The following is a 26,454-nucleotide window of genomic DNA, read 5'->3' as shown; positions in this document are numbered from 1 at the left end:
TCCGGCGCCGCACCGCGAGTGTGCCAGGCCCTTCGCCGGGGCTCAGGCGTCGGTGCGCAGCAGCCGTACGGCGGCACCGGCCAGGGCGAGGACCGTCCAGCCGAGGAAGACCAGCAGACCGGCCGTCGGCGAGAGCGTCGTCGCGTCGTGGTGCAGGATGAACATCGCCTCGCCGGCGTGGCTGGGCAGGTAGGGGGTGATGTGGCTCTGCCAGGAGGTGGGCAGCAGCGACGTCAGTCCGGGGATCAGCATCAGCGAGGCGACCAGGACGGCGATGCCGCCGGCCACCGAGCGCAGCAGCGCGCCGAGTGCGACGCCGATCACGCCGACCAGGCCGAGGTACAGCCCGGCACCGAGCAGTCCGCGCACCACGCCGGTGTCGGAGAGCGTCAGCGCCGCCTTGGTGCCGGACAGGATCCCGCTGTCGGCCGAGAAGGCGACGAACACCCCGACGGTGGCCAGGACCAGGGCGATCAGGCCGTACACGGCGGCCTTGGACCACAGCACCGGCAGGCGACGCGGGACGGCGGCCAGCGTGGAGCGGATCATGCCGGTCGAGTACTCGCCGGCCGCGACCAGCACCCCGAGGACGCCGAGCGCCAGCTGGGCGAAGTTGGTGCCGAACAGGGAGAGGCTGAGCGTGCTCGCGTCGGCGAGGTCGCGGTCCATCGGACCGCCCGAGGTGATCCGCGACTTGAAGTGGAAGGCGGCGATCAGACCGAAGGCGACCAGGAACACCAGCGCCAGGCCGAGGGTGATCCAGGTGGAGCGCAGCGACCACAGCTTGGCCCACTCCGAGCGCAGCACGCGGGCGGCCGTCACCTTGTAGGCGGGACGGGCGGTGCGCAGCTCGGTGGGCGTGGACGACGTCTGGCTCGGGGCGACAGTGCTCATGCGCCCACCTCGCTGCGCTCGGCAGGCGCTTCGCACAGTGCGCACCTCTCGATGATCCTTCGCTCACTCATGCCGCGTTCCTCGTGGTCTCGGTGGTGGTCGTGGTGCCGTGGTACTCGACGGCGTCCCGGGTGAGGTCCATGAACGCCTCCTCCAGGGAGACCGTGCGGGGGGTCAGCTCGAACACGGCGATGCCGTGCTCGGCGGCGGTGAGGCCGATCTCGCGGGCCGTCCGCCCGGCGACCAGCAGCTCCTCCGAGCCGGTGCGGCCGGTGATCTCCACGCCCGGTCCGGCGAGCAGGGAGCGCAGCCGGGCCGGGTCGGCGCTGGCCACCTTGACGACGTCTCCGCCGGCCTGCTGGACCAGCTCCTGCACGGTGGTGTCGGCCAGCAGCTTGCCGCGTCCGACGATGATCAGGTGGTCGGCGACCAGCGACACCTCGCTCATCAGGTGCGAGGAGACGAAGACCGTCCGGCCCTCGGCGGCGAGCGAGGTGAGCAGGTTGCGGATCCACAGCACGCCCTCGGGGTCGAGCCCGTTGACCGGCTCGTCCAGCATGACCGTGGCCGGGTCGCCCAGCAGGGCGGCCGCGATGCCGAGCCGCTGCCCCATGCCGAGCGAGAACGCCCCGGCGCGCTTGCGGGCCACCGACTGGAGGCCGGTCAGCTCGATGACCTCCTCGACCCGGCGGCGCGGGATGCCATGGGTGTGGGCCTGGGCCATCAGGTGGTTGAACGCCGAGCGGCCGGGGTGGATCGACTTGGCCTCCAGCAGGGCGCCGACCTCCTGCAGCGGGGCGGCGTGCTCGGCGTACCGGCGGCCGTTGACCCGCACCGAGCCGCTGGTGGGCGCGTCCAGTCCGACGATCATCCGCATGGTGGTCGACTTGCCGGCCCCATTGGGCCCGAGGAACCCGGTCACCGCTCCCGGCCGGACCGTGAAGTCCAGCCCGTCCACGGCGGTCTTCTCGCCGTACCGCTTCGTCAGCTGGTGCGCCTCGATCATCGCTCGCCCTTACGTCCAGGGGCCGGTCCGTCCCGGCCGCCCACGGCTCCACGCTAAGGGCGGGCGGCGACCGATCCGTGGCACCGCGGGCTGATCATCGGGCCGTCCGTAGTACCGCGGTACCACGCCCTCGCCCTACCCGCGGCAAAAGCGCTTTCGCTGCGGCCGCCCTCTGGTCGAGGATGGCGGGATGGACGAGCGGACAGTGACCCTGCGTCAGATGACCCCGGCCGAGTACCGGTCGGCCACCGAGGAGCGCGAGGCGCAGACGGTGCGCGAACTCTCCGAGCTCATGCCCCGGGAACTGGCCCGGGAGCGCACCCGCCAGGGCACCGCCAGGTTCCTCCCCGACGGCCGGGACACCGCCCACCACCACCTCGTGGTGGCGGAGAACGAGGCGGGCGAGACCGTCGGCACCGCCTGGATCGGCCCCGACCCGCGCGCCGAGGCCGGCACCTCCGGCTCCGCCTGGCTGTACCACATCCACGTCCTGCCACCGTTCCGCCGTCAGGGTTACGGCGCCGCCGTCCTGACCGCCGCGGAGCGGCTCGTCGCCCGGGAGGGCATGACGGCGCTCGCCCTGAACGTGTTCGGGGGCAACGAGGCCGCCATCGGCCTGTACCGCCGCAGCGGCTACGGCGTGTCCTCGATGTACATGAGCAAGGAGGTCCGGGCGTGACGGATCCCCGCGGAGAGCGCGGAGAGCGCGGAGAGCGCGGGGAGTGCGCTGAGTGCGGGGCGCGGGGGTGCGAGGAGCTGTTCCACGGCCTGCTCGCGCTGGACCACTCGCGGGCGGAGCCGTGGGGGCCGCTGCACGGGGTGTCGGTGTCCTGCTTCCTGCTGCAGCACCCCGGCCGGCTACCCGCAGACGGAGGGGCGGCCGCGCGGGGCCTGCTGGGGGCGTACCTCGACGGCGGGCAGCCGGCGGTGGAGCGGCTGATCGGCCGGGCGCGCGCGGCGAACTCGCACCGGGTGAAGGGCGGCGCCGTGCCGGGCGGGCCGCGCCGGACGGGGCCGCGCAGGGCCCTGCGGTCCGGCCAGGGCGGGAGGCGCCGCGGGGCGGCTTCGCCGTCACCATCGAGCAGGTCGCGCAGGGCGGGACCTTCCCGGCCGCGGGATTCCCGGAGCGGGTGCGGGCCTGGGCGGCGGCCACCCTCGACGTGTGGGGGCCGCACAGCGGGTAGCCGGCGCCCGGGACCGGAACGGGACCCTGGTGCCATGTGCACGGGGCGGGCGCGGCAGTGTCGTGGAGGGGTGGCCGGGTGGGCCGTCAGTCCTCGGGGATCCGCAGCTCGCACCAGACGGCTTTGCCCGGCCCCACCGGGCGCCAGCCCCAGCGCAGGGCGAGGCGGGCCAGCAGGAACAGTCCGAGGCCGCCGCTCTCGCTCGGGCCGTGCGGCACCCTCGGCAGGGGCGGGCGGCGGCTGGCGTCGCTGACCTCGATCCGCAGCAGTCCCGGGCGGCGCACCAGGAGCAGCGAGCCCGGGGAGCCGGTGTGCCGGATGGCGTTGCCGACCATCTCGGACACCAGTAGGACGGCGTCGGCGACCACGCAGGGGTCGCCGACGTCGGCCAGGAACCCGGCGGTGCAGGAACGCGCCTCGGCGACCGCACCCGGCCGGGCGGACAGCGCCAGTCGGCGGGCCCACGGCCACGGGGAGGAGCGGGAGCGTGCGGGCACTCGGGCTCCGCCCATCCGACCGCACCTCCCTCCTCCGTGGTGTCCTGCCGGCTTTCCGCGGGCTCGGTACCCCGGATCAGTGGCCGAACAGGTGCCGGCCGCGCCGCCGCTGCGGCTCCGGGGTGATGGCGCCGGCCTGGCCGCCCTGATCGGCGGCTCGCTCGTCACGTGTCACGGGTGCCGCATCGCCCGGGCGGTCGAGGGTCTCCGGCGGCGCGACGGGCTCCACCCGGCGGGCCGCCCGGCCGCGGTACCCGGCGGCCGCCACCGGACGCCGGGTGGCCCGGCGGGCCAGGCCCATCAGGGCCAGGCCCAGGCAGAAGAGCAGGGCGAGGGCGACGCCGGAGAGGAAGATCGCGAGGCTGTTCAGTTTCACGAACTCGGTGCCGAGAACGGTCGCCTGGTACTCCGGCCCTCCGGCGAGGTTGTCGGCGATCAGCAGCCCGATGAAGGCGCCGGAGGCCGCCATCAGCAGAAGTCCTAGCAGCAGCATGGGGGATTCCCCTTCCGTCCCGGTGTCGGCCACCCCCGTTCCGAGGCGGCGCCTACCCGTCGGGCTCCGGCCGTAACGTTCCGGGAGCCCCGGCCCGGGGGCGGTTCCGCCCGCCCTACTCGACCCGGACGGCGATCAGACAGGTGTCGTCCTCGGTGTCGGCGGGGCTGAGGTCGAGCAGCCGGTCCAGGTAGAGCTCCAGGTCCGGGCCCGGCGCCCCGGCCGTGCGGATCAGCTGGTCGACGGAGTCCTCCACCGGACGGTCCCGCCGCTCGACCAGGCCGTCGGTGTAGAGCAGCAGGACGTCGCCGGTGGACAGCTGCGCGCGGTACTCCTCGTACCGAACCTCCTCCAGGGCCCCGAGCAGCACGCCGTGCGGCAGCGGCAGCACGTGCGCGCCGTCGCTGCCCAGCCGGATGGGCGGCAGGTGGCCGGCCCGCGCCCAGCGCAGTTCACCGCCGGCCGGGTCGAGCAGCACGCACACGGCGGTGGCGGTGACCTGCCCGGGTTCCCGCAGCGCCACGGTGTTGGCCCACTCCAGCAGCCGGGCCGGCCCCGCCCCGGTGACCGCCAGGCCGCGCAGCGCGTGGCGCAGCGCGACCATTCCGGTGGCGGCGCCGACGCCGTGCCCCGCAACGTCGCCGACGGCGAGCAGGACGCGCTTGTCGGGCAGCGGCAGCACGTCGTACCAGTCGCCGCCGACCCGGTCGCGCTTGGCGGCGGGGCGGTAGCGCACGGCCGCCCGCAGGCCGGTCACGTCGCGCGGTGGCTCGGCGGGCAGGATGGCCTGCTGGAGCCGCAGGGCGAGCTGGGCGCGTTCGGCGGACTCCTGCTCGCTGTCGGCCAGCCGCGCACGGGTGGCGCCGAGGGCGACCTCGGTGCGGTGCTGGGCGGAGACGTCGTGGTAGGCGCCGCGCACCGCGACGAGCCGGCCCTCGGCGTCGAGGACGGGTTCGGCGATGACCCGGGTGTAGTGGTAGCCACCGCCCGGGCGGGCCAGCCGGAACACCGCGGAAGAGGCGCGCCGCCGGTGCCGGACGGTGTCGACCAGGCGGCGCACGGCGGCTTCGTCGTCCGGGTGGACGTGCCGGGCGAGGTCGGTCAGCGGGACGGGCGGCGCTCCGGCGGGCAGGCCGAAGAGCTGCCGCAGGCCGTCGCTCCAGCGGATCCGGCGGTGGTCGGCGTCCTCCTCGAACCCGGCGACTCGGGCCAGTCGCTGGGCCTGGCTCAGCAGCGCCGCCTGTTCGTCCTCGCCGGACGACCCGTTCGCCGCCTCCCATCCGACCAGCAGCCGCCCGCCGAGCGGGGCGACCGCGAGCCGTACGGTGGCGGGCACCGACGGGCCGTCCTGGAGCACCAGCTGGAGCAGTTCGCCGGTCAGCGGGACGCCGGTCCGGTGCACCCTGAGCAGGCGTTCGAAGAGTCCGCTCGCGCCGGCGGCGGGGTAGGCCTCCAGAAAGGACACGCCCTCCAGCGCGTCGCGGGGGCGGCCCAGCGGGTCGCGGAACTGCGCGTTGACCCGCCGGATGGCGAAGTCGACGAGTTGATCGTCCCTGAGCTGGGGCTCCAGCAGCAGCGCGGGGGCGAGCAGGCCCTCCAGAAGGACGTCCGCGTCCTCGGGCGTCGGCGGTTGGCCGACCGGGCCGAGCAGGGTCGTGCAGAGCTCGGCGAGGGCCCACAGCTGCCGGCACTGGGACGGTGTGAGGGACGGGCCGGGCACGGGCCAGAGCACCTCCAGCGCGCCCCGGCGTCGGCCCGCCTCCACCAGCGGCAGGACGGCCCGGGCGGACCCGGGTCCGATGGACGGACCGGCGGCCGCCGGATCGCCGGGCCACAGCTCCGCCGCACCGCCGACCACCTGCTGGGCCGGGGTGGCGACACCGGGCGGGACCCGGCTCCAGGCCTCGGCCTCGGCCTCGGCGAGTCCGCTGTGCGCGGCGAGGCAGAGCCCACCGCCCGGCAGGCGCTGCCAGACGGCCAGGGCGCGGGCGCCGAGCGAGGTCGCCAGCTGTTCCAGGACGGCCCCGGCGGCCCGCTGCAGGTCGGGCTCGGCGGCGAGGGCGGGGGCGACGGGCGGCGCGAGGGTCGCGAGCCGGGCAGCGGGCCCCGCGGCGGGTTCTCCCGGTGCTCCTCCGGACCGCCCCTCCGCCACCTCGGACCCCTGCCGCCCGTCGGTCTCGCCCGCCGAGGCGTCCTCCCCCTCCGCCGCCGGCTGCCCCTCCGCCGCCGGCTCCCCAGCCGCTCCGGCTGCGGCCGTCGGCAGCCCCACGATGTCCGCGGCCAGCGCCACGACCGTGACACCCGACTCGCGGGCCAGCCGGACCAGGCGGGCGGCCGCCTCCGCGGGCAGGACCCCGAGGCGCTCGGACAGGATGCCGGTGGCCAGGTCGACGACGCTGCGGGTCCGGGCCTCGGCCCGCAGCCGGGCGGCCGCGTCCTGCAGTCGGCGGACGGTCCCGGCGAGGGCCCGGGCCGTGCTGTCGTCTCGCTCGGGCCGGGCGGTCATGGCGCGTCCAGCCAGCGGTGCATCCGGTCGATCAGCCGGGTGGTGTCGACGGGCTTGGTGACGTGGTCGTCGGCGCCCGCGTCGAGGCTCTTGTCCTTGTCGCCGGGCATGGCCTTCGCGCTGACGGCGATGACCGGCAGCCGGGCGAAGCGCTCGTCGGCGCGGATGGCGGCGATCGCGGCGTAGCCGTCGAGGCCGGGCATCATGACGTCCATCAGCACGAGGTCGGTCTCGGGGTGGTCGCGCAGCAGGTCGAGCCCGGTCCGGCCGTCGGTGGCGTGCAGGACGGTCAGTCCGCTCTCCTCCAGGACGGAGGCCAGGGCGAAGACGTTGCGCACGTCGTCGTCGACGATCAGGACGGTCCGCCCGGCGAGCCGCTCGTCGGCGGCCGCGGCGGGGTCCGGGCCGGGGTCGGCCGGGTGGCGGCCGCCGAGCCGCTGGATCAGGCGTTCGCGCAGGTCGTCCAGGCCGTGGATGAGTTCCACTCCGCCCACCGCGGCCGGGGCGGTCGCTCCGTCGCCCTGGTAGCCGAGGACGGCGGCGCCGTCGCCGAGCGCGTCGAGCAGGGCGGGCGCGAGTTGGCCGGAGTGGGCGAGGTCGAGCACCACGAAGCGGTGCGACCCGGTGGCGAGGGCCGCCCGCAGGCCCGGTTCGTCCTGCGCGCTGTCGATCCGCACCGCCGGGTCGGCGGCGCCCAGGGACTCGACGGCGGCGCGGGTGAGCAGGGTGAGCAGGCCGGGCGGCTCCGGTTCGACCACCAGCACCCCGGGCTCGGTCTCCGCCCCGGTGTCGCGCCGCTCGGACGAGGCGACGGGCAGGTAGAAGGTGAAGCGGCTGCCCTGCCCCGCGATGGAGGTGACGGTGAGGGTGCCGCCGAGCAGCCGGGCGAGTTCCCGGCTGATCGACAGGCCGAGACCGGTGCCCCCGTAGCGGCGGCTGGTGGTGCCGTCGGCCTGCTGGAAGGCGCCGAAGATGGTGTCCAGCTGGTCCGATTCGATGCCGATGCCGGTGTCCTCCACGTGGAAGGCCACCGCCGCCCCCACCCGGCCGAGTTCGAGCGGCAGATCCGGGCCCTCGACGCACTGGATCCGCAGTTCCACCCGGCCGTTGTCGGTGAACTTGATCGCGTTGGAGAGGAGGTTGCGCAGGACCTGGCGCAACCGTGCCTGGTCGGTGACGAGTTCGTCCGGGACGGACCGGTCGACGGCGACGGCGAAGCTGAGGCCCTTCTGGTCGGCGAGGGGCTGGAAGCTGGACTCGACGTACTCCAGCAGCTCGCGCACCGTGAAGGGTTCCGGGGTCAGCTCCATCTTGCCGGCCTCGACCTTGGAGAGGTCGAGGATGTCGTTGATGAGCTGGAGCAGGTCGGCGCCGGCGGAGTGGATGACGCCGGCGTACTCGACCTGCTTGGCGGTGAGGTTGCCGGTGGCGTTCTGGGCGAGCAGCTGGGCGAGGATCAGCAGGCTGTTCAGCGGGGTGCGCAGCTCGTGGCTCATATTGGCCAGGAACTCGGACTTGTACATCGAGGTGAGGCTCAACTGCCGGGCGCGCTCCTCCAGTTCCTGGCGGGCCTGCTCGATCTCCAGGTTCTTCGCCTCGATGTCGCGGTTGCGGTCGGCGAGCAGCGCGGCCTGCTCCTCCAGCTCGGCGTTGGACCGCCGGAGTTCCTCCTGTCCTGACTGCAACTCCTCGGATCTGGCCTGCAGTTCGGCGGTGAGCCGCTGGGACTCGCCGAGCAGTTCGTCGGTGCGCGCGTTGGCCAGCAGGGTGCCGATGTTGACGCCGCAGGCCTCGGCGAACTGGGCCAGGAAGTCGCGGTGCACCTCGGTGAAGGGGCGTACGGAGGCGAACTCCAGGACGCCGAGCAACCATTCCTCCAGCGCGATGGGCAGCAGGACGAGCGAGCGGGCGTCGCTGGCCCCGGCGCCGGAGGCGATGACGGCGTAGCCGGGCGGGAGTTCGTCGACCGCGATGATCCGCCGGCTGCGCGCCGCCTGGCCGACCAGGGACTCCCCCAGCTTGAGGCGCTGGTCGGGGAGTTCCTCCGCCGCCCGGCCGTAGGCGCTGATCCGGACCAGTTCGGTGCCGCCGTCGGTCTCCTCGGCCAGGAAGAAGGCGCCGTACTGGGCGCCGACCAGCGGTGTCAGCTCGTCGGTGATCATGTCGGCGACGGCCTGGATGTCCCGGCGGCCCTGGATGGCGGCGGAGAAGCGGGCGAGGTTGGTCTTCAGCCAGTCCTGTTCCTGGTTGGCCAGGACGGTCTCGCGCAGCGACTCGACCATGGCGTTGATGTTGTCCTTGAGGTCGGCGACCTCGCCGGAGGCGTCCACGCTGATCGAGCGGGTGAGGTCGCCGGCCGCGACGGCGCTGGTGACCTCGGCGATCGCCCGGACCTGCCGGGTCAGGTTGCCGGCCAGCTCGTTGACGTTCTCGGTCAGCCGCTTCCAGGTGCCGGACACCCCTTCGACCTCGGCCTGGCCGCCGAGCCGGCCCTCGGTGCCGACCTCGCGGGCCACCCTGGTCACCTCGGCGGCGAAGGAACTCAGCTGCTCGACCATGGTGTTGACGGTGGTCTTCAGCTCCAGGATCTCCCCGCGCGCGTCGACGTCGATCTTGCGGGTGAGGTCGCCCTCCGCGACGGCGGTGGTCACCTGGGCGATGTTGCGGACTTGGCTGGTCAGGTTGTGCGCCATGAAGTTGACGCTGTCGGTGAGGTCCTTCCACGTCCCGGCGACGTTCGGCACCCGGGCCTGGCCGCCCAGGATGCCCTCGGTGCCGACCTCGCGGGCGACCCTGGTCACCTCGTCGGCGAATACCGAGAGGGTGTCCACCATGGTGTTGATCGCGGCCGCGAGCGCCGCGACCTCGCCCTTGGCCTCCACGGTGATCTTCTTGGAGAGGTCGCCGCGCGCGACGGCCGTCGCCACCTCGGACATCGAACGGACCTGGCCGGTGAGGTTGGAGGCCATCACGTTGACGTTGTCGGTGAGGTCCTTCCAGGTGCCGGAGACGCCCCGTACGGTCGCCTGCCCGCCCAGGTTCCCGGCCGTACCGACCTCCCCGGCCACCCGGGTGACCTCGTCGGCGAAGGCCGACAGCTGGTCGACCATCGTGTTGAGGGTCTCCTTGAGGTCCAGGATCTCGCCGCGCGCGTCCACCCGGATCTTCTGGGTGAGGTCGCCTTCGGCCACCGCGGTGGCCACCCGCGCGATCCCCCGGACCTGGCCGGTCAGGTTGCCCGCCATCGCGTTGACCGACTCGGTGAGGTCCAGCCACGTCCCGGTCGCGTCCGGCACCTGGGCCTGCCCACCGAGCCGGCCCTCCGTACCGACCTCGCGGGCGACCCTGGTGACCTCCGAGGTCACCCGGGACAGCTGCTCGGACATCCCGTTGAACACCGTGGCGATCTCCCCCAGCTCCCCGGGCCGGTCCGGGTCCAGCCGGGTGCGGAAGTCGCCGTCGCGGACGGCCGTCAGCCCGACGAGCAGCTGCCGCAGCGGCTGTTCGGCAAGCCCGTTCTCAGGGTGCTCGTCCATCCGTCCACCGTCCGGATCGCACGGCCGGGCGCCGCTGGGCGTCCAGGCGCGGGGCGGCGGGCCACCGCCCTGCTCCCACTGTGCCACCGGATGCCCCGGGGCGGCAGCCCCGGCCATCCCGGCTGCCCGTTCAGGCGGGGCCGGCGCGTCCACGGACGGTGCGCAGCTCGGCCGCGGTCCGCAGCGGGTCGTCCGTCTCCACGGCGAGCCCGGCGAACGGCGCGGGCGGGCGCAGTCCCACGCACAGCACGGCCCGGTGCCCGCGCAGGGCGACGAAGTCCCGCCCGTCCTTGTGCCGCCACACGCCGAGGCAGAGCGCGCCGGGGACGGCCAGTCCGCCGATCCGGACGCCGCGCAGCGCCCGCCAGCGGTCCGGCTGGACGTCGACCTCCGTGACGGTGTCCAGCGGCACCCGCACCTCCCTGCGGCGGGCCACGATCCGCTCCCACCAGGCCAGCCGGACGACCAGGTCGTCACCGTCGATCAGCAGCCCGGCCATGGTCCGGTCCTTCCTACGCTTCCCCGGCCGCGCGACGCCTCCCTGCCGTCGGCGCGGTCAGCCGGGAACGGTGTCCCGCACCCTGAAGGCATCGGTGGCACCGGTGAGTTCGAGCATCCGCAGGACCAGCGGGCGGGGGCGGGCCAGCTCGATCCGGCTGCCGTCGTCGACGGCGCGGGCCTGGGCGCGCAGCAGGGCGTTGAGGCCGGTCGAGTCGCAGAACTCCAGCCCGGCACAGTCGATCACGATGACGGTCGCGGGCTCGGCCAGGGCCGGCCGGAGCACCTCGTTCAGCTCGGCGACCGAGTCCAGGTCGAGTTCGCCGTACAGGGCGATCACGGTGCCCTCGGCCCACGGCGAGGCCTGCGCGGTGAACACCCCGGGTGCACTGGCGCGGCCGGACACCACGCCCGGTCCCTTCGACTGGCGACTCGCCACCGTGCTCCTCCTCCATGCCCTTCCCGCGACGGCCCCCGCACCGCGACTGTCCACTGCGGGGGCCGGGAAACGCTGAGTGGCCGGGCGGTTCAGTCGCACTCCTCCGACTCCTCGGCCCACCCCGGGGCGTCGCGGTCCGCGAGCCGCTCGCGCAGCCGGGCCGGTGTGGCGCTCAGTACTCGGGAGACGTGCATCCGGGGATTCGCCGATCCGCGCGGGGATCTCGGACGTGGTGCAGCCGTCACTCCCCGGCGGGCTCACGGTGCGCCGCCTATTCCGCCTCGGGTGAGGCGGCGGGCGGGGAGGCGGGAGGGGAGGCATCGGTGGCGGCCTCCGGCGCCGGGGGGCCGGGTTCCGCGTCGCGGTCGAGCCGGACCCGCAGCAGGGTGTCGGTACCGGTGATCTCGAACAGCCTGGCCACGATCGGCCGGGGCCGCGAGACTTCGAGGGTCCGACCGGCCGCGTCCGCGTCGAGGCGGGCGCGCAGCAGGATGTTCAGGCCGGTGGAGTCGCAGAACCGCAGCTCCGCGAGGTCCACCACGATCCGCCGGACGCCGTCGTGCAGCGGTTGCGCGAGCGCGGCGCGCAGCACGTGCGCCGAGTCGTGGTCCAGTTCCCCGGCGACCGTGACGACCCGCACCGAGACCCGGTCGTCCACCACGACGCGCAGACTCCCGCTCTGCTTCTCGCCCTCGCTGGGGACCTCGGTTGGCCTTGGCATCGTGCGCTCCCGGTCCGCTAGGAACGGCGGGGTGCCGTCCCGACCATCATGCCGCGCGGCGCGCCGAACCGCTCGGACGGCCCTCTGGGAGGTTCGGCCGCGGCAGGCGGGAGGTCTGATCCGGAGGCTCCGAGGTGTACGAGCCCCTGAGCCGGAGAGACGCTGGGGGCAGGACTTCCACCAGGGAGGCTTCCATGGACAGCAGGCCCACGATCGCGGGCCGTTCGGTCCGCCCCGTGCGCATCGCCCACCCCCGGGGGGACTGCACCGGCACACTGGTGGGCTTCGCCCCGGCCCTCGCCTCCGCCGGACCGGTCCGCACGGTCGGCGCCGGGTACCTCGGCTGGAAGCCGGTGCAGAACCACCACATCGGTGTCCGGCTCACCCACTACCAGGAGGACGACGAGCCCGGGGTGCGGAACATCCGCCCGCTGCGCATCCACCACGACAAGGCCACCTAGCCCGCCCGGTGCGGGCGGGACACGGCCCGGAGCAGGACCGAGGCGAAGGAGGCGAGCCCCATGAGCGACCAGGACCCGGCCCGCGGCCACGACGAGCCCGTGCCCAGGGACCCGGTGCCGAAGGACCCGCCGGTCCCGGTCGGGATGCCCGGATCCGGGGCGGCCGACGACGGGCCGCCGCTCGCGCCCGAGGAGGGGCAGCGCGGTCAGGACGGCGGACGGGAGTCCGAACCGACGGGACCGGCCCACGAGCCGGAGCCGCACGAGACGCCGGACTGAGCCGACCGTGGCCCGCCCAGGAAAGCACATGAACAGGCCGCTCCGGGACCCGTGGCCGCACCGGCCCACCCGGCCGGTGCGTCCGGTGCTGCCCGTCCGGCGCGGTGCACGCCCCGGAGCCGACCGGTGGACGTGAACGGCCCCGGACGGCCGCCCCGGCGCCCCCGGCCGCTCGGCAGCCGTCCGCCCCGGGTGGCGTTGCGCCGGCCCCGTCCGGCAGCACCCCCGGAACCCCCGGAACACGTCCCGGCCGGGCTGCGCACCGCCGCCGGCTACGCCTGGCGGCTGGGGCTGCTCGGTGTGGCCGTGTACCTGGCCGTCGACGTCCTCGGCGAACTCCAGGTGCCGGTGATCGCGGTGTTCCTGGCGCTGGTGATCACCTCGGTGCTGCGCCCGCTGGTCGACCTGCTCGACCGGGTGATGCCCCGCTCGCTCGCCGTGCTGCTGGCCTTCGTGTGCGCGGTCGCGCTCGTCGGAGGGGTCCTGGCGCTGGTCGGGACGAACGTCGCCGACGAGTGGAACGGGATCGGCAACGAGCTGCGCGGGGGCCTCGGCCGGATCGACCAGTGGCTCACCCACGCCCCCTTCCACCTGCGGGCCGGCACGGTCACGGCCCTGCGGGCCAAGATCGGGGCCTTTCTCTCGGCGCACCGCTCGGCCCTGCTGACCACCGCGCTCAGCGGGGCCAGCACGGCGGTGGAAATGGCGACCGGGCTGGCCCTGGCGGTGTTCTGCTCGGTGTTCTTCCTGCACTCCGGCGACCGGATGTGGGCCTGGGCGCAGCACCAGCTCCCGGCCCGGGCCCGCCCGGTCTGGGGCCGGGCCGGGCGGGCGGCCTGGCACACCTTCGCCGGCTACACCCGCGGGGTGCTGATCGTGGCGGCGACCAACGCGGTGCTGGTCGGGGTCGCCCTGGCCGTCCTGCGGGTGCCGCTGGTGCTGCCGCTGATGGTGCTGGAGTTCGTCGCGGCGCTGGTGCCGCTGATCGGCTCCCCGATCGCCCTGGCGGTCGCCGCGCTGGTGGCGCTGGCCGCGCGGGGGCCGGTGGTCGCACTGCTGGTGCTCGCGCTGATCGTAATCATCGGCCAGATCGAGGGGCACCTGCTGCACCCGCTGGTGCTGGGCTGGTCGGTGCGCATCCACCCGGTGGCGGTGGCCCTGTCGGTGATCGGCGGCGCCGTGCTGGCCGGGGTGCTGGGCGCGGTGGTCGCCGTACCGGTGGTGTCGGTGGCCTGGGCGGTGATCAGCGAGCTGCGGGACCACGGCCCGCCGGAGGAACGGGGCGGTCCGCGCTCACGGGGCGATGCCCCGGTGGTGGGCGATCACCCGCGCCGTACCCAGCGTGATCGACGACGCCCAGACCAGGGAGGAACCCGTGAACACGGCGGGTGAGTGCGCGGTGACGCTGACCAGCAGCAGGGTCGCGCAGAGCCCCCCGAGCACGGAGAACACGAGGACGGGCACCCGGGCGGCCTTCCGCAGCATCCAGCCCGCCAGCCAGCGGGGGCCGTGCCGCATGCTGCGCAGGGCACGGTCCAGGCGGCGGTCCACCCGCAGGTGGTTCTCGATCTCCGTGAGGATCCGCAGTTCGCGCCCGGAGAGCCCCGGCCCGTCCATCCGCGCCACCTCCCATCGGGCGGTTGCCCGGCCGGGCGCTGCCCGTAACCTCCGGGGCGAGCGGAAGCCGGTGGGGTGGGAACGGGCGGTCGGGGTAGCCGCTCCGGGTCGGAACCGCACCCGTCGGGAGGACGCGATGGCCGCCCACGACGCCCTGGACCGCTACCACCGCCGTCGGGACTTCACCCGGACGGCGGAACCGCGCGGCGCGGAGCCCGGCGAGCCGGGCGACCGGCCACGCTTCGTGGTGCAGATCCACGACGCGCGCACCCTGCACTTCGACTTCCGGCTGGAGGCCGACGGCGTGCTGAAGTCCTGGGCCGTCCCGAAGGGCCCGTCCACCGACCCGCACGACAAACGCCTGGCCACCCCCACCGAGGACCACCCGCTGGAGTACCGCACCTTCGAGGGCGTCATCCCTGAGGGCGAGTACGGCGCGGGCGCGGTGATCGTCTGGGACGAGGGCACCTTCCGCAATCTCACCACCGACCGGGACGGCCGCCCGGTGCCCTTCGCCGAGGCGCTCGACCGCGGCCACGCCTCCTTCCGCCTCGAAGGGCACAAGCTGCACGGCGGCTACGCGCTCACCCGGATCCGCACCGACCGCGACCCGGCCCGGCGCGGCGGCGGCAACCGGGAGGCCTGGCTGCTGGTCAAGCGCGCCGACGCCCGCGCGTCCACCCAGGGCACGCCCGACCCGTACCGCGCCCGCTCCGCCCGCAGCGGCCACACCCTGCGCCAGGTCGCGGCCGGGGCGACGCCCTGACGGCTCGGGCCGTCGGACCGGGCGGCAGGTGGACGGTCATTGGTGACCAGCTCGTGCGCTCAACCTCCCCGATGGCCGGCCCGTCCCGGTGAACGGCGCACGGACAGCACGAGCCGGAGGCCCGGGGATGCCCCCGGGCCTCCGGTCACCGCAGGTGGGTCAGCGGCGGAACAGCGCCTGGCTGACCTCGTCGGGGCCGTCGAAGCTGTCCGTGTCGAGGTGGGAGATCTGGTCCACGAGACTCTCGTCCGCCCCGTTCGAGCGCGCCGTCTCGGCGAGCTCCTCACGGTCGGCCGGGTAGCTGGCGCCCTTCAGGGCCTTCTGGACATCGGTGGGCTTGATCCGGCTCATCAGCCGTCTCCTTCGGTGGTCTGTGCCGTCGCTGAGCCTCGGCGGAGCGCCGGGGCCGAAAGGCGACGGGAGAACTTCATTACCAGGGCCTGTCCGGCCCTAAGGGAAACCGTGCACCCGGCTCCGCCGGTTCGCACCCGTGCGTGACGATTGATGAGCCGTACGTGTCCAAAGCGGTCGCTGCGCCGACCCGGCGGCGGGGAGACACTGGTCGAGGGGGTGGGAGGTGATGAGGATGTCCGGCTACCGCGCTCTGGTGGGTGAGCTGGCCGACCTCGTCCGGCTGGCGCACTCCGCCCTGGGCGGCGCCACCGCCGTACTGACCGACCCCGCCGCCGGCCACGACGCGATCGCGGCGGCCGAGAAGGACCTGGCCGAGCTGCGCGCCCGGATCGAGGAGGACTCCGCCACGGCGCTCGACGGGCGCCCCGGGGTCGTCGTCGGTGTCCACGTCGGGTGCGAGGCGGAGGCGCTCGGGCAGCTGGTGCAGCGACTTCTGGAGGCGGCCTGGGCGCGGCAGGAGCGGAAGCCGTACGGAGACCGGCTGCTGGCCCCGCTGCGCGGGCTCGCCGGAGCCGCGCTGGACCTGGTCGCACAGGCGGCCGACGCCCTGGAGTCCGGCGCGCCCGAGGGCGTCACCCACGTGCTCACCGAACTGCCTGACACCGGCCGGCGTCAGCGGCTGCTCTACGAGCTGCTGCTGCGCGACGGCGCCACCGACCCGGTGGACGCCGCCGACCTGGTGCTGCTCGCCTGCTGCTACCAGCAGTGCGCCGACCACGCCGGGGCGATCGCCCGCCACGCCGCCCTGTTCGCACACGCCGGGGCCTGAGGAGGGACCCGGTCATGAGGCGCAAGGGCTGGCAGTTCTGGGTGGACCGCGGCGGCACCTTCACCGACGTGGTGGCGCTGGCCCCGGACGGACGGCTGCTGACCCACAAGCTGCTCTCGCACGACCCGGCCCACCACCGCGACCCCGCCGTGGCCGGGATCCGCGCCCTGCTGCCGCCCGACGCCGACCTCGGGCGGGACGTCGACTCGGTCCGGATGGGGACGACGGTGGCCACCAACGCCCTGCTGGAGCGCACCGGCGAGCCGACCGCCCTGTGCATCACCCGCGGTTTCGCGGACGCGCTGCGGATCGGCTACCAGAACCGGCCGCGGATCTTCTCCCGCCGGATCACCCTGCCCGAGCCGCTGTACGCCCGGGTGGTCGAGGTGGACGAGCGGATCACCGCCGACGGCGAGGTGCTGCGCCCGCCCGACCTCGACCGGCTCGCCGAGGAGCTGCGCGGCTGCCTGGCGGACGGCATCCGCTCCCTCGCCGTGGTCTGCCTGCACAGCTACCTCCACCCCGCGCACGAACGCGAGATCGGGCAGCTGGCCGAGCGGCTCGGCTTCGAGCAGGTGTCCCTGTCCAGCGAGGCCAGCCCGCTGATGAAGCTGGTGCCGCGCGGGGACACCGCCGTGGTCGACGCCTACCTCGCCCCCGGGCTGCGCCGCTACGTCCACCGGGTGGCGGACGAACTCGCGGGCGTGCGGCTGATGTTCATGCAGTCCAACGGCGGGCTGGCCGAGGCCGGGCACTTCCGCGGCAAGGACGCGATCCTGTCCGGCCCGGCGGGCGGCATCGTCGGCATGGTGCGGATGTCCCAACTGGCCGGGTACGACCGGGCGATCGGCTTCGACATGGGCGGCACCTCCACCGACGTGTCCCACTTCGCGGGCGAGTACGAGCGGGTGGTCACCACCCAGGTCGCCGGGGTGCGACTGCGGGCACCGATGCTGGCCATCCACACCGTCGCGGCGGGCGGCGGCTCGGTGCTGCGCTTCGACGGCGAGCGCCTGCGGGTCGGACCGGACTCGGCCGGCGCGGACCCCGGTCCGGCCTGCTACCGCGCGGGCGGGCCGCTGACCGTGACCGACGCCAACCTGCTACTGGGCCGGATCCAGGCCGAGCACTTCCCGCACGTCTTCGGCCCGGACGGCGACCAGCCGCTCGACCGCGAACTGACCGAGCGTCAGTTCAACGACCTGGCCGGGGAGATCGGCGACCGCTCGGCCGAGGAGGTGGCCGAGGGCTTCCTGCGGATCGCGGTCGGCGACATCGCCAACGCGATCAAGCGCATCTCCGTCCAGCAGGGCCACGACGTCACCCGCTACGCCCTGACCACCTTCGGCGGCGCGGGCGGCCAGGTCGCCTGCCCGGTGGCCGAGGCGCTGGGCATCCGTACCGTGCTGGTCCCGCCGATGGCCGGTGTGCTGTCCGCCCTCGGCATCGGCCTGGCCGACACCACCGTGCTGCGCGAGCACGCCGTCGAACGGCCGCTGGCGGAGGGCGAGATGGCCGCCGTACGGGAGCGGGCAGACGAGCTGGCGGCGGATGCCGCCGGCCGGCTGCTCGACCAGGGCGTCCCGGAGGAGCGGATCCGGCTGACCCGCCGGGCCCGGCTGCGCTACCGGGGCACCGACACCACGATCGGCGTCCCGCTCGGCGAACCGGCGGACATGCGGGCCGAGTTCGAGCAGCGGCACCGGGCCACCTACTCCTTCCTGATGGACCGCCCGCTGGTCGTCGAGGCCCTCGCCGTCGAGGGCACCGGCCTCACCGAACAACCGGAGCTCGGCGTCGCCCTCTCCCCCGACCCCGGGACCGAGCCCGAGCCCGAGCCGCTCACCGTCGAACTCCGCACCGGCGGTGCGTGGCGCCGGGTCCCGTTGCTGAAGCGGGAGTCCATGCGCGCCGGGCGCACCGTGGCCGGCCCGGCCGTGATCGCCGAGGCCAACGCCACCACCGTGGTGGACGACGGCTGGCGGGCGACCGTGACGCCGGCCGGGCACCTGCTGGTCGAGCACGTCGGGGCCCGTACGGAGGAGGCCGTCACCACCGCCGCCGACCCCGTTCTGCTGGAGGTGTTCAACAGCCTCTTCACGGCGATCGCCCAGCAGATGGGCGCCCGGCTGGAGTCCACCGCCCAGTCGGTCAACATCAAGGAGCGGCTGGACTTCTCCTGCGCGCTCTTCGACCCGGACGGCAACCTCGTCGCCAACGCCCCGCACATCCCGGTGCACCTCGGCTCGATGGGCACCACCGTCAAGGAGGTGATCCGCCGCCGCGGCCCCCGGCTGCGCCCGGGCGACACCTATGCGGTCAACGACCCGTACCACGGCGGCACCCACCTGCCCGACGTCACCGTGGTCACCCCGGTCTTCGACGCCGCCGGGAGGGACGTCCTGTTCTTCGTCGCCTCCCGCGGCCACCACGCCGAGATCGGCGGCATCACCCCCGGCTCGATGCCCGCCGCCAGCCGCGAGATCGACGAGGAGGGCGTGCTCTTCGACGACTGGCCCCTGGTGGTGGACGGCCGGCTGCGCGAGGCGGAGACGGTACGGCTGCTCACCGGGGCGCGGTACCCCTCCCGCGACCCGGACACCAACCTCGCCGACCTGCGCGCCCAGATCGCCGCCAACCGCAAGGGCGTCGACGAGGTCAACGCGATGATCGAGCACTTCGGCCTGGACGTCGTCCAGGCCTACATGCGGCACGTCCAGCACAACGCCGAGCAGGCGGTGCGCCGCGCCGTAGACGGCCTGGGCGACGGCTCGTACCGCTACGAGACCGACTCCGGCGCCGTGATCGCCGTCGAGGTCCGGGTGGACCGCGCGGACCGCAGCGCCACCATCGACTTCACCGGCACCTCGCCCCAGCTCGCGAGCAACCTCAACGCCCCCTCCGCCGTGGTCACCGCCGCCGTCCTGTACGTCTTCCGCACCCTCGTCGACGACGACATCCCGCTCAACGACGGCTGCCTGCGCCCGCTGCGGATCGTCGTCCCCCCGGGCTCGATGCTCTCCCCGGCCCACCCCGCCGCCGTCGCCGCGGGCAACGTCGAGACCTCCCAGGCCATCACCGGCGCACTGTACGCCGCGCTCGGCGTCCAGGCCGAGGGCTCCGGCACGATGAACAACCTCAGCTTCGGCAACGAACACCACCAGTACTACGAGACGATCGCCTCCGGCTCGGGCGCCGGGCCCGGGTTCCACGGCGCCGACGTCGTCCAGACCCACATGACCAACTCGCGCCTCACCGACCCCGAGGTCCTGGAGTTGCGCCTGCCCGTCCTGGTCGAGGAGTTCGCCGTCCGGCCCGGCAGCGGCGGCGAGGGCCGCTGGCACGGCGGCGACGGCGCGCTGCGCCGGCTGCGCTTCCGCGAGGCGATGACGGTCAGTCTGCTCACCGGCCACCGCCGCGTCCCCCCGTACGGCCTGGCCGGCGGCTCCCCCGGCGGCCTCGGCGAGAACCGGATCCTGCGTGCCGACGGCAGCGTCGAGGAGCTGCCCGGCTGCGGCATCGCCGACGTCGGGGCGGGGGACACGCTGGAGATCCGCACCCCCGGCGGAGGAGGCTACGGCACCTGACCACCACCCACCAGTTGTGACGTTATACGTTTAACTCCACGACCTGCACCGCCCCGAGGAGACCCCGTCATGGCCGACCACTCCCCCGACTACCTGCTCGCCGCCATAGAGCTCGGCGCCTCCGCCCGCGCCCACGGCAACCACCCCTTCGGCGCGCTGCTCACCGACCCTGCCGGAACCGTCCTGCTCACGGCGGAGAACACCGTCCTGACGGACCACGACGTCACCGCCCACGCGGAGATCAACCTGGTCCGCCAGGCCTCGCGCACCCTGGCCCCGCACCAGCTCGCCGAGGCGACCCTCTACTCCAGCACCGAGCCCTGCGCGATGTGCGCCGGGGCGATCTACTGGAGCGGCATCCGCCGGGTCGTCTACGCGCTCGCCGCCACCGAGCTGAACGCCATCGCGGGCGTGGACCCGGACGAGCCGGTGCTCGAACTGCCCTGCCGCACGGTGTTCGCGGCCGGCGGCAACACGGTGGAGGTGTCCGGCCCGTTCCTGTTCGAGGAGGCCTCCGCGGTCCACGTGGGCTACTGGGGATAGCCGGGAACGGCCGGGCGGTCTCGTGGCTCACGGGAGCCACGAGACCGCCCGGGCCGCGTGGGTTGCTCCGATGGGGTGCTCCGTCGCTCGCTCGGAGGGAGGATCGCGACGCCCTGCGCGCCCGGACGCGGCGGTTCCCACTAGGTTGCCCGCTATGGACGGAAATCAGGGCATCGACCCACCTCCGGACGGCCTGGCGGACCGGGACGAGCAGGTGGGGACGAGCCCGGCGGGGCCGACGCGCGGCGAGCGCGCCGTGCGGGCCGTCGACGGGCGGCTCCCGCTGGCCGAGGCGGGCAAGGAACTGCTCCGCAAGGTGTTCCCCGACCACTGGTCGTTCCTGCTGGGCGAGCTGGCGCTGTACAGCTTCGTCTTCCTGCTGCTGACCGGGGTCTTCCTCACCTTCTTCTTCACCCCGAGCATGACCGACCTCGACTACCACGGCTCCTATTTGCCGCTGCGCGGGGTGCGGATGTCCGAGGCCTACGCCTCGACCCTGCGGATCAGCTTCGACGTGCGCGGCGGCCTGCTGGTCCGTCAGATCCACCACTGGGCCGCCCTGCTGTTCACCGCCTCGATCTGCGCGCACCTGCTGCGGGTGTTCTTCACCGGCGCCTTCCGCCGCCCCCGCGAGCTCAACTGGGTGATCGGGCTGACCATGTTCGCCCTCGCCCTGCTGGAGGGCTTCTCCGGCTACTCCCTGCCGGACGACACCCTGTCCGGCACCGGGCTCAGGATCGCCGAGGGCGTCCTGCTCTCCGTGCCGGTGGTCGGCACCTACCTCAGTTTCTTCGTCTTCGGCGGCGATTTCCCCGGGCACGCGGTCATCCCGCGGCTGTTCACCGTGCACATCCTCCTGGTGCCGGGGCTGCTGCTGGCGCTGATCGGCGCCCACCTGACCCTGGTGGTGGTGCTCAAGCACACCCAGTGGGCGGAGCCCGGCCGCACCAACCGGAACGTGGTGGGGCACCCGTTCTTCCCCCAGTTCCTGGTCCGCACCACCGGCCTGGCGTTCACCGTCGGCGGCGTCCTGGCGCTGTCCGCGGTGCTCGCGGAGATCAACCCGATCTGGCGGTACAGCGCCTACCGGCCCGACGTCGTCGGGGCGGGCGCCCAGCCCGACTGGTACATCGGGTTCATCGAGGGCGCCCTGCGGCTGATCCCGGCCGTCGAGACGGGGGTGCTCGGGCACACCGTCTCCTGGAACGTCTTCCTGCCCGCGCTGGTGGTGCCCGGGCTGCTGTTCGCGGGACTGTACGCCTACCCCTTCGTGGAGCGCTGGCTGACCCCGGGCAGCGGCGAGCACCACCTGTGCGACCGACCCCGCAACAAGCCCGTCCGCACCGGGCTGGGGGCGGCCGGGGTCGCCTTCTACACGGTGCTGCTGGTCGCCGGCGGCAACGACGTGATCGCGTACTACTTCGGGATCTCGGTCAACTCGCTGACCTGGGGACTGCGGGCGGCGTTCTTCCTGGCGCCGCCGCTCACCTTCGTGGTGACCCGCCGGATCTGCCTGGCCCTTCAGGCCCGCGACCGCCACCGGCTGCTGGAGGGCGACGAGACCGGCCGGATCGACCAGTCGATCGTGGGCGGCTTCGACGGGCACCACCGGCCGGTGCCGGCGGCCGAGCGGTACGCGATGCTGGTCCGGGACGTTCCGGAGCCCGAAGAACCGCTGCCCGGGGCCCCGCGCACCGAGCGGGTCCGGGCGGCGCTCGGCTCCTGGTACCACGGCGACCGGGTCGAGCTGCCCGCCACCGAGCAGGAGTCCCGCGCCGTCACGGCCGTCCTCACCGATCCGGTGCACGCCCCGCGGCCGGCGGCCGAGCGGCCCGCCCCCGTCGGGGGACGCGGGCCGTTGGGCCGGCTGTTCCGGCGGCTCAGGCCCCGTCGTCGCCGCGGTCGTGGTACTGGAAGATGAAGCCGAACACGGCGAAGCCGAGCAGCACCGCCCCGCAGACGATCAGCCACAGGGCGTACACCAGGCCCAGCGAGAAGAGCGCCACGCCCAGCGCCGTGAGCACCGGGTAGCCGCTGCGGGGCGGGAAGAAGCCCTTCGACCCGGAGCTCTCCACGATCTCGGCGTCCTTGCGGTCCTCGGGCCGTCCGCCGCCCTTCCGCTGGTGCTGGACGAACCAGAACAGCGCGACCAGCGCCGACATCAGGAACGCCACCGTCAGGATCGCCTTGCCGGCCGGCTCCCGGGCCCAGAATCCGTACACGAGTCCGGTCACCGCGAAGAACACCGTCATCACGGTGAACAGCCATCCCTCGGCCTTCATCGCCCCTCCTCCTCTCCGGTCCGGCCGGCGTGCGACTGTCCGGAGGTGCTCGACGACTCCTCCGTCGGGACCTCGGGGTGGTGCAGGTCGAAGGCCGGCGACTCGGAGCGGATCCGGGGCAGTACCTGGAAGTTGTGGTGCGGCGGCGGGCAGGAGGTGGCCCATTCGAGTGAGCGGCCCCAGCCCCACGGGTCGTCCTGCTCGACCGGGGTGCCGTGCCGGGTGGTGATCCAGACGTTGTAGAAGAACGGGAGGTTGGAGACCCCGAGCAGGAAGGCGCCGATCGAGGCGACCACGTTGAGCGTGGTGAAGCCGTCCACCGCCAGGTACGTCGCGTAGCGCCGGGGCATGCCCTGGGCGCCCAGCCAGTGCATCACCAGGAAGGTGGTCTGGAACGCGACGAACAGGATCCAGAACTGCACCTTGCCGAGCCGCTCGTCGAGCATCTTCCCGGTGATCTTCGGCCACCAGAAGTAGAAGCCCCCGAAGGTCGCGAACACGACCGTCCCGAACAGGACGTAGTGGAGGTGGGCCACCACGAAGTAGCTGTCGGTGACGTGGAAGTCGATCGGCGGCGCGGCCAGCAGGACTCCGCTCAGGCCGCCGAACAGGAAGGTCACCAGGAACCCGATCGACCACAGCATCGGGGTCTCGAAGGACAGCGAGCCGTTCCACATGGTCCCGATCCAGTTGAAGAACTTCACCCCGGTGGGCACCGCGATGAGGAAGGACATCATCGAGAAGAAGGGCAGCAGCACCTGCCCGGTGGCGAACATGTGGTGGGCCCACACCGACATCGACAGGGAGGTGATGGCGACGGTCGCGCCGATCATCCCGTAGTAACCGAACATCGGCTTGCGGCTGAAGACCGGGATGATCTCGGTGACGATGCCGAAGAACGGCACCGCGACGATGTACACCTCCGGATGGCCGAAGAACCAGAACAGGTGCTGCCACAGCAGCGCCCCGCCGTTGGCCGGATCGTAGACGTGGGCGCCGAACTTGCGGTCCGCCTCCAGCAGCAGCAGGGCGGCGGTGAGCACCGGGAAGGCCAGCAGCACCATGATCGAGGTGAACAGCACGTTCCAGGTGAAGATCGGCATCCGGAACAGCGTCATCCCCGGCGCCCGCAGGCAGGTGATGGTGGTGATGAAGTTGACCGCGCCGAGGATCGTCCCGAGCCCGGCCACCACCAGGCCGAGCGCCCACAGGTCCCCGCCCAGCCCCGGCGAGTGCGCCGGGCCGTTCAGCGGCGCGTACGCGAACCAGCCGAAGGCGGGGGCCCCGCCGGTGGTGAGGAAGCCGCTCAGCACGATCAGGCCGCCCAGCAGGAACGCCCAGTAGGTGAAGGCGTTCAGCCGGGGGAAGGCCACGTCGGGGGCGCCGATCTGCAGCGGCATGATCGCGTTGGCGAAGCCCGCGAAGGTCGGGGTGGCGAACAGCAGCAGCATGATCGTGCCGTGCATGGTGAACATCTGGTTGTACTGCTCGTTCGACAGGAACCCGGTGTGGGGGCCCAGCAGCTGCGTCCGCATCAGCAGCGCCATCGCACCTCCCGCCAGGAAGAACCCGAAGGCCGTCACCAGGTAGAGGTTGCCGATCACCTTGTGGTCGGTGGTGAACAGCCAGCCCAGCAATCTACTGCCCCGCCGCACCCTGACCTGGGTGCGCGGCGGCGCGGCGGTGTCGGACGCACTCATGGAACCTCCGTGACGGAGCCGATGGCACCCCCCGGCGGGACCCTAACGGCGGCCGGACGGCGCGCCCGGGTGCCACGCGGCAGCGCCGGCCGCAGGCCGCCGTCGGTGTGCGGATCCCCCCGGTCAGGGCACACGCTGGTGTGGGGCGCCCGCCGCCCCCCACCGCACCGCGCGAACCGGAAGGGCCCGTCATGACCGCGAAGATCACCTACCGGCGGATCTACGAGGGCTCCTCGCCGCAGGACGGGCAGCGCGTGCTGGTGGACCGCGTCTGGCCGCGCGGGGTGAAGAAGCAGGACGCCCACCTGGACGAGTGGCTGCGTGACGTCGCCCCGTCCACCGAGCTGCGCGAGTGGTACGGCCACGACCCGGAGCGCTTCGCCGAGTTCCGCCGCCGCTACCTCACCGAGCTGCGCGACGCCGACCACCAGGAGGCCGCCGGACACCTGCGCGAACTCGCCGCCCAGGACAGGCTCACCCTGCTGACCGCCACCAAGGACGTCGACCACAGCCAGGCCGCCGTGCTCGCCGAGTGGCTGGCGAAGAAGAAGCGGTGACCGGCCGACGGCGCCGGACGGGCGGAACGACATGACGGCGATCGTGGTCCTGTTCGAACTGGAACAGGACGAGGCCCTGGGGCCGGACGGCGTGGAGCCGGTGGTGTGCGCGGTGCACGCGGCGGGCGGCGACCCGGACGTGCCCGAGGACCCGCTCCCCCGCACCCTGTGCGGCCTGGACACCGACCCGATGGAGCACTCCCACTACCGCCCGGCCCGCCCGGGCGAGCCCTGGTACCCGCCCGCCCTGGCCGACCGGCGCTGCCTCGCCTGCGAGGCGGCCCTGCGGGCGGCGCCGTGATCAGGTGCGGAATCGGGTGCGGGATCGGGTGCGGGGTCAAGTACGGGATCGAGTGCGGAATCAGCCGCGCGTGGTGAAGCGCCCCCGGCCCCGGCGACCGCGGAGGCCGGCGGGAGGTGCAGGGCGGCCGCGGGGCGGTGACGTCAGCGGTGACGTCAGCGACGGCCCGGGCGTACGGCGACGAGCAGCAGCAGGGCGGCCGCCTGGACGGCGACCACGGTCACGACCAGAGCGGGCACGGACACCGCGTAGAGAGCGCCCGTGAGGGCCCCGCCGGCCAGGGTGGCGGCGCCGACGACGGCCGCGAACACCCCGTACGCCGTCGCCCGGCGCGGCGCGGGGACGAGGTCGGCGACCACGGCCCGCAGGGTCGACTCCTGCACGCCCAGCGCCGCGCCCCACACCAGCGCACCGGCCACCGCCGCCGTCACCGCCGCGCTGAAGCCCAGCGGGGGCACCGCCGCGGCCAGCACCGGCAGCGCCACCAGGGTGCGCGGGCCGATCCGGTCGTACAGCCAGCCGGTCGCCAGGCTCGCCAGCGCGCCCGCGAGCATCGCCCCGGCGTACAGCACCGGTACGGCGGAGGCGGGGAGCAGGTGGCGCCGCACGAGGTGAAAGGAGAGCACGCCGTAGGTCGTGAAGCCGGTCATGGTGGCTGCGGTGAACGCGGCGTAGGCCCAGAACGCGCGGGGCAGCGGCATCCGTACGGGCGCCACCGGGGTGGGCTCCGGAGCAGGGTGCAGCGCGGACTCGTAGCGGCTCGGGTCGGGCACCCGGGTGCGCAGCCACCACAGCAGACCGAGCATGGCCACGCCCGGGACGGCGAGGACGCCGAGCGCGGGGCCGTAGCCGCCGGTGGCCGCGAGCACGCCCGCGACGGTGAGCGGGCCGACGACGGCGCCGACCTGGTCCAGAGCCTCGTGCACGGCGAAGCCCCGGCCCCGGCCGGTGGCGGCGGTGGCGTGGGAGAGCAGGGTGTCCTTGGCCGGGGAGCGGATCGCCTTGCCGACCCGCTCGGTGATCACCAGCACGCAGGCCGCGCCGAGCGAGCCCACCACGCCGAGCAGCGGGACGGAGGCCACCGTGAGCACGTAACCCCCGATCGCCAGCGCCCAGAACCGCCCGGTGCGGTCGGCCAGCGGCCCCGACAGCAGGCGCGGGACGAGCGCCGCCGCCTCGCCCGCGCCCGTCACCACGCCGACCACCGTCGCGGTGGCGCCCAGCGAGGCCAGCAGCGGTCCGGTGATGGAACGGGCGCCCTCGTAGACGAAGTCCGCGAGCAGGCTGACGGTGCCGAACCACACCACGAACCGCCACGGCCGCATGCCCGCGCCGCCGTCCGCCCGCTCGGCCGCCCGCCCGCCGGCTGGATCCGTGCCCACAACGCCTCCACGATCCGCGGCC

At 74.0% G+C, this 26,454-nt stretch carries 26 protein-coding genes and 1 pseudogene; 13 read left to right on the top strand and 14 right to left on the bottom strand.

Translation table 11 applies throughout. The features are described 5' to 3' along the window. Positions 1-42: 42 nt before the first annotated feature. Together HS99_RS39510 and HS99_RS39505 are read right to left on the bottom strand one after the other, a co-directional pair. The gene (locus HS99_RS39510; protein ID WP_030553843.1) at positions 43-894 is read right to left on the bottom strand and encodes an ABC transporter permease; all 852 of its coding nucleotides are present in this window, start codon (positions 892-894) and stop codon (positions 43-45) included. Between the two features lie 67 nt (positions 895-961). After that, a complete protein-coding gene (locus HS99_RS39505) occupies positions 962-1,900 on the bottom strand; it encodes an ABC transporter ATP-binding protein (RefSeq protein WP_030289600.1) in 939 nt (312 codons plus the stop codon). Between the two features lie 190 nt (positions 1,901-2,090). Between HS99_RS39505 and HS99_RS39500 the strand changes: the two genes are divergently transcribed. From HS99_RS39500 to HS99_RS47500, 3 genes and pseudogenes are all read left to right on the top strand, one after another. Continuing rightward, the gene (locus HS99_RS39500; protein WP_050367088.1) at positions 2,091-2,579 is read left to right on the top strand and encodes a GNAT family N-acetyltransferase; all 489 of its coding nucleotides are present in this window, start codon (positions 2,091-2,093) and stop codon (positions 2,577-2,579) included. Beyond that, positions 2,576-2,815: pseudogene (locus HS99_RS47505) on the top strand (DUF5946 family protein); the annotation flags it as partial. The gene HS99_RS39500 and the pseudogene HS99_RS47505, both read left to right, overlap by 4 nt. Next, complete coding sequence (locus HS99_RS47500) at positions 2,701-3,084, top strand: DUF5946 family protein (RefSeq protein ID WP_244916013.1); 384 nt, start codon at positions 2,701-2,703, stop codon at positions 3,082-3,084. The pseudogene HS99_RS47505 and the gene HS99_RS47500, both read left to right, overlap by 115 nt. A gap of 86 nt (positions 3,085-3,170) precedes the next feature. Here the strand turns inward: HS99_RS47500 and HS99_RS39495 are convergent, their stop codons facing one another. The 7 genes from HS99_RS39495 to HS99_RS39465 all read right to left on the bottom strand — a co-directional run bounded on the left by HS99_RS39495 (position 3,171) and on the right by HS99_RS39465 (position 11,774). Beyond that, positions 3,171-3,581: an ATP-binding protein gene (locus HS99_RS39495; RefSeq protein WP_094742970.1), complete on the bottom strand. Its 411-nt coding sequence runs from the start codon at positions 3,579-3,581 to the stop codon at positions 3,171-3,173. Positions 3,582-3,657: 76 nt separating this feature from the next. Further along, positions 3,658-4,074 carry a hypothetical protein gene (locus HS99_RS46035; RefSeq protein WP_063738038.1) on the bottom strand — a complete coding sequence of 139 codons (417 nt, stop codon included), beginning with the start codon at positions 4,072-4,074 and terminating at the stop codon, positions 3,658-3,660. Positions 4,075-4,189: 115 nt separating this feature from the next. After that, complete coding sequence (locus tag HS99_RS39485; RefSeq protein ID WP_050367087.1) at positions 4,190-6,580, bottom strand: SpoIIE family protein phosphatase; 2,391 nt, start codon at positions 6,578-6,580, stop codon at positions 4,190-4,192. Then, positions 6,577-10,116, bottom strand: a complete 3,540-nt coding sequence (locus tag HS99_RS39480; protein WP_046387140.1) for a HAMP domain-containing protein — start codon at positions 10,114-10,116, stop codon at positions 6,577-6,579. The genes HS99_RS39485 and HS99_RS39480 overlap by 4 nt, the downstream gene beginning before the upstream one ends. 130 nt (positions 10,117-10,246) lie before the next feature. Continuing rightward, positions 10,247-10,615 (bottom strand): hypothetical protein, encoded by a 369-nt coding sequence (locus tag HS99_RS39475; RefSeq protein ID WP_030289606.1) that lies wholly within the window; start codon positions 10,613-10,615, stop codon positions 10,247-10,249. A gap of 57 nt (positions 10,616-10,672) precedes the next feature. Beyond that, complete coding sequence (locus tag HS99_RS47495) at positions 10,673-11,053, bottom strand: STAS domain-containing protein (protein WP_232790762.1); 381 nt, start codon at positions 11,051-11,053, stop codon at positions 10,673-10,675. A gap of 271 nt (positions 11,054-11,324) precedes the next feature. Next, on the bottom strand, positions 11,325-11,774 hold the full coding sequence (locus HS99_RS39465; protein WP_072656112.1) for an STAS domain-containing protein: 450 nt from the start codon (positions 11,772-11,774) through the stop codon (positions 11,325-11,327). A 194-nt stretch (positions 11,775-11,968) separates the two neighbouring features. On the opposite strand from HS99_RS39465, the gene HS99_RS39460 reads away from it, so the two are divergent. The 3 genes from HS99_RS39460 to HS99_RS39450 all read left to right on the top strand — a co-directional run bounded on the left by HS99_RS39460 (position 11,969) and on the right by HS99_RS39450 (position 13,906). Further along, positions 11,969-12,235, top strand: a complete 267-nt coding sequence (locus HS99_RS39460; protein WP_030553829.1) for a hypothetical protein — start codon at positions 11,969-11,971, stop codon at positions 12,233-12,235. 60 nt (positions 12,236-12,295) lie between these two features. Beyond that, on the top strand, positions 12,296-12,514 hold the full coding sequence (locus tag HS99_RS39455; protein ID WP_030289611.1) for a hypothetical protein: 219 nt from the start codon (positions 12,296-12,298) through the stop codon (positions 12,512-12,514). 132 nt (positions 12,515-12,646) lie between these two features. Further along, entirely contained in the window at positions 12,647-13,906 is a 1,260-nt protein-coding gene (locus HS99_RS39450; RefSeq protein ID WP_370863342.1) for an AI-2E family transporter, read from the top strand. Here HS99_RS39450 and HS99_RS42075 read toward each other — a convergent pair. After that, positions 13,808-14,131 carry a hypothetical protein gene (locus HS99_RS42075; RefSeq protein ID WP_030553825.1) on the bottom strand — a complete coding sequence of 108 codons (324 nt, stop codon included), beginning with the start codon at positions 14,129-14,131 and terminating at the stop codon, positions 13,808-13,810. The genes HS99_RS39450 and HS99_RS42075 overlap by 99 nt on opposite strands. Before the next feature lie 136 nt (positions 14,132-14,267). Between HS99_RS42075 and HS99_RS39445 the strand changes: the two genes are divergently transcribed. After that, a complete protein-coding gene (locus HS99_RS39445; protein WP_030553823.1) occupies positions 14,268-14,897 on the top strand; it encodes a DNA polymerase ligase N-terminal domain-containing protein in 630 nt (209 codons plus the stop codon). Between the two features lie 159 nt (positions 14,898-15,056). Here HS99_RS39445 and HS99_RS39440 read toward each other — a convergent pair whose 3' ends face one another. Beyond that, complete coding sequence (locus HS99_RS39440; protein ID WP_030289615.1) at positions 15,057-15,248, bottom strand: DUF2795 domain-containing protein; 192 nt, start codon at positions 15,246-15,248, stop codon at positions 15,057-15,059. Positions 15,249-15,483: 235 nt separating this feature from the next. Between HS99_RS39440 and HS99_RS39435 the strand changes: the two genes are divergently transcribed. From HS99_RS39435 to qcrB, 4 genes are all read left to right on the top strand, one after another. Continuing rightward, positions 15,484-16,080 carry a hypothetical protein gene (locus tag HS99_RS39435; RefSeq protein ID WP_030553821.1) on the top strand — a complete coding sequence of 199 codons (597 nt, stop codon included), beginning with the start codon at positions 15,484-15,486 and terminating at the stop codon, positions 16,078-16,080. A 14-nt stretch (positions 16,081-16,094) separates the two neighbouring features. Next, positions 16,095-19,667 (top strand): hydantoinase B/oxoprolinase family protein, encoded by a 3,573-nt coding sequence (locus tag HS99_RS39430; protein ID WP_030553819.1) that lies wholly within the window; start codon positions 16,095-16,097, stop codon positions 19,665-19,667. Between the two features lie 69 nt (positions 19,668-19,736). After that, the gene (locus HS99_RS39425; RefSeq protein WP_030289619.1) at positions 19,737-20,210 is read left to right on the top strand and encodes a nucleoside deaminase; all 474 of its coding nucleotides are present in this window, start codon (positions 19,737-19,739) and stop codon (positions 20,208-20,210) included. Positions 20,211-20,364: 154 nt separating this feature from the next. Further along, positions 20,365-22,131, top strand: coding sequence for a cytochrome bc1 complex cytochrome b subunit (gene qcrB, locus HS99_RS39420; protein WP_063738035.1), 1,767 nt, complete (start codon positions 20,365-20,367; stop codon positions 22,129-22,131). Here qcrB and ctaF read toward each other — a convergent pair. Further along, on the bottom strand, positions 22,091-22,492 hold the full coding sequence (gene ctaF, locus HS99_RS39415) for an aa3-type cytochrome oxidase subunit IV (RefSeq protein WP_030289622.1): 402 nt from the start codon (positions 22,490-22,492) through the stop codon (positions 22,091-22,093). The two genes, qcrB and ctaF, sit on opposite strands and share 41 nt — an antisense overlap. Beyond that, positions 22,489-24,192, bottom strand: a complete 1,704-nt coding sequence (gene ctaD, locus HS99_RS39410; protein ID WP_078867636.1) for an aa3-type cytochrome oxidase subunit I — start codon at positions 24,190-24,192, stop codon at positions 22,489-22,491. Before ctaD ends, ctaF begins: the two co-directional genes overlap by 4 nt. A gap of 191 nt (positions 24,193-24,383) precedes the next feature. On the opposite strand from ctaD, the gene HS99_RS39405 reads away from it, so the two are divergent. Both HS99_RS39405 and HS99_RS39400 read left to right on the top strand, forming a co-directional pair. Beyond that, positions 24,384-24,749 carry a DUF488 domain-containing protein gene (locus HS99_RS39405; protein WP_030289624.1) on the top strand — a complete coding sequence of 122 codons (366 nt, stop codon included), beginning with the start codon at positions 24,384-24,386 and terminating at the stop codon, positions 24,747-24,749. Positions 24,750-24,780: 31 nt separating this feature from the next. Then, entirely contained in the window at positions 24,781-25,050 is a 270-nt protein-coding gene (locus HS99_RS39400; protein WP_043480863.1) for a hypothetical protein, read from the top strand. Positions 25,051-25,205: 155 nt separating this feature from the next. Here the strand turns inward: HS99_RS39400 and HS99_RS39395 are convergent, their stop codons facing one another. After that, positions 25,206-26,432, bottom strand: coding sequence for an MFS transporter (locus HS99_RS39395; RefSeq protein WP_232790679.1), 1,227 nt, complete (start codon positions 26,430-26,432; stop codon positions 25,206-25,208). Between the last annotated feature and the right edge of the window lie 22 nt (positions 26,433-26,454).

It is taken from the genome of Kitasatospora aureofaciens (genome assembly GCF_001188955.3).
Lineage (GTDB): Bacteria > Actinomycetota > Actinomycetes > Streptomycetales > Streptomycetaceae > Kitasatospora > Kitasatospora aureofaciens.
This window is presented reverse-complemented; position numbering and strand designations above follow the sequence as displayed.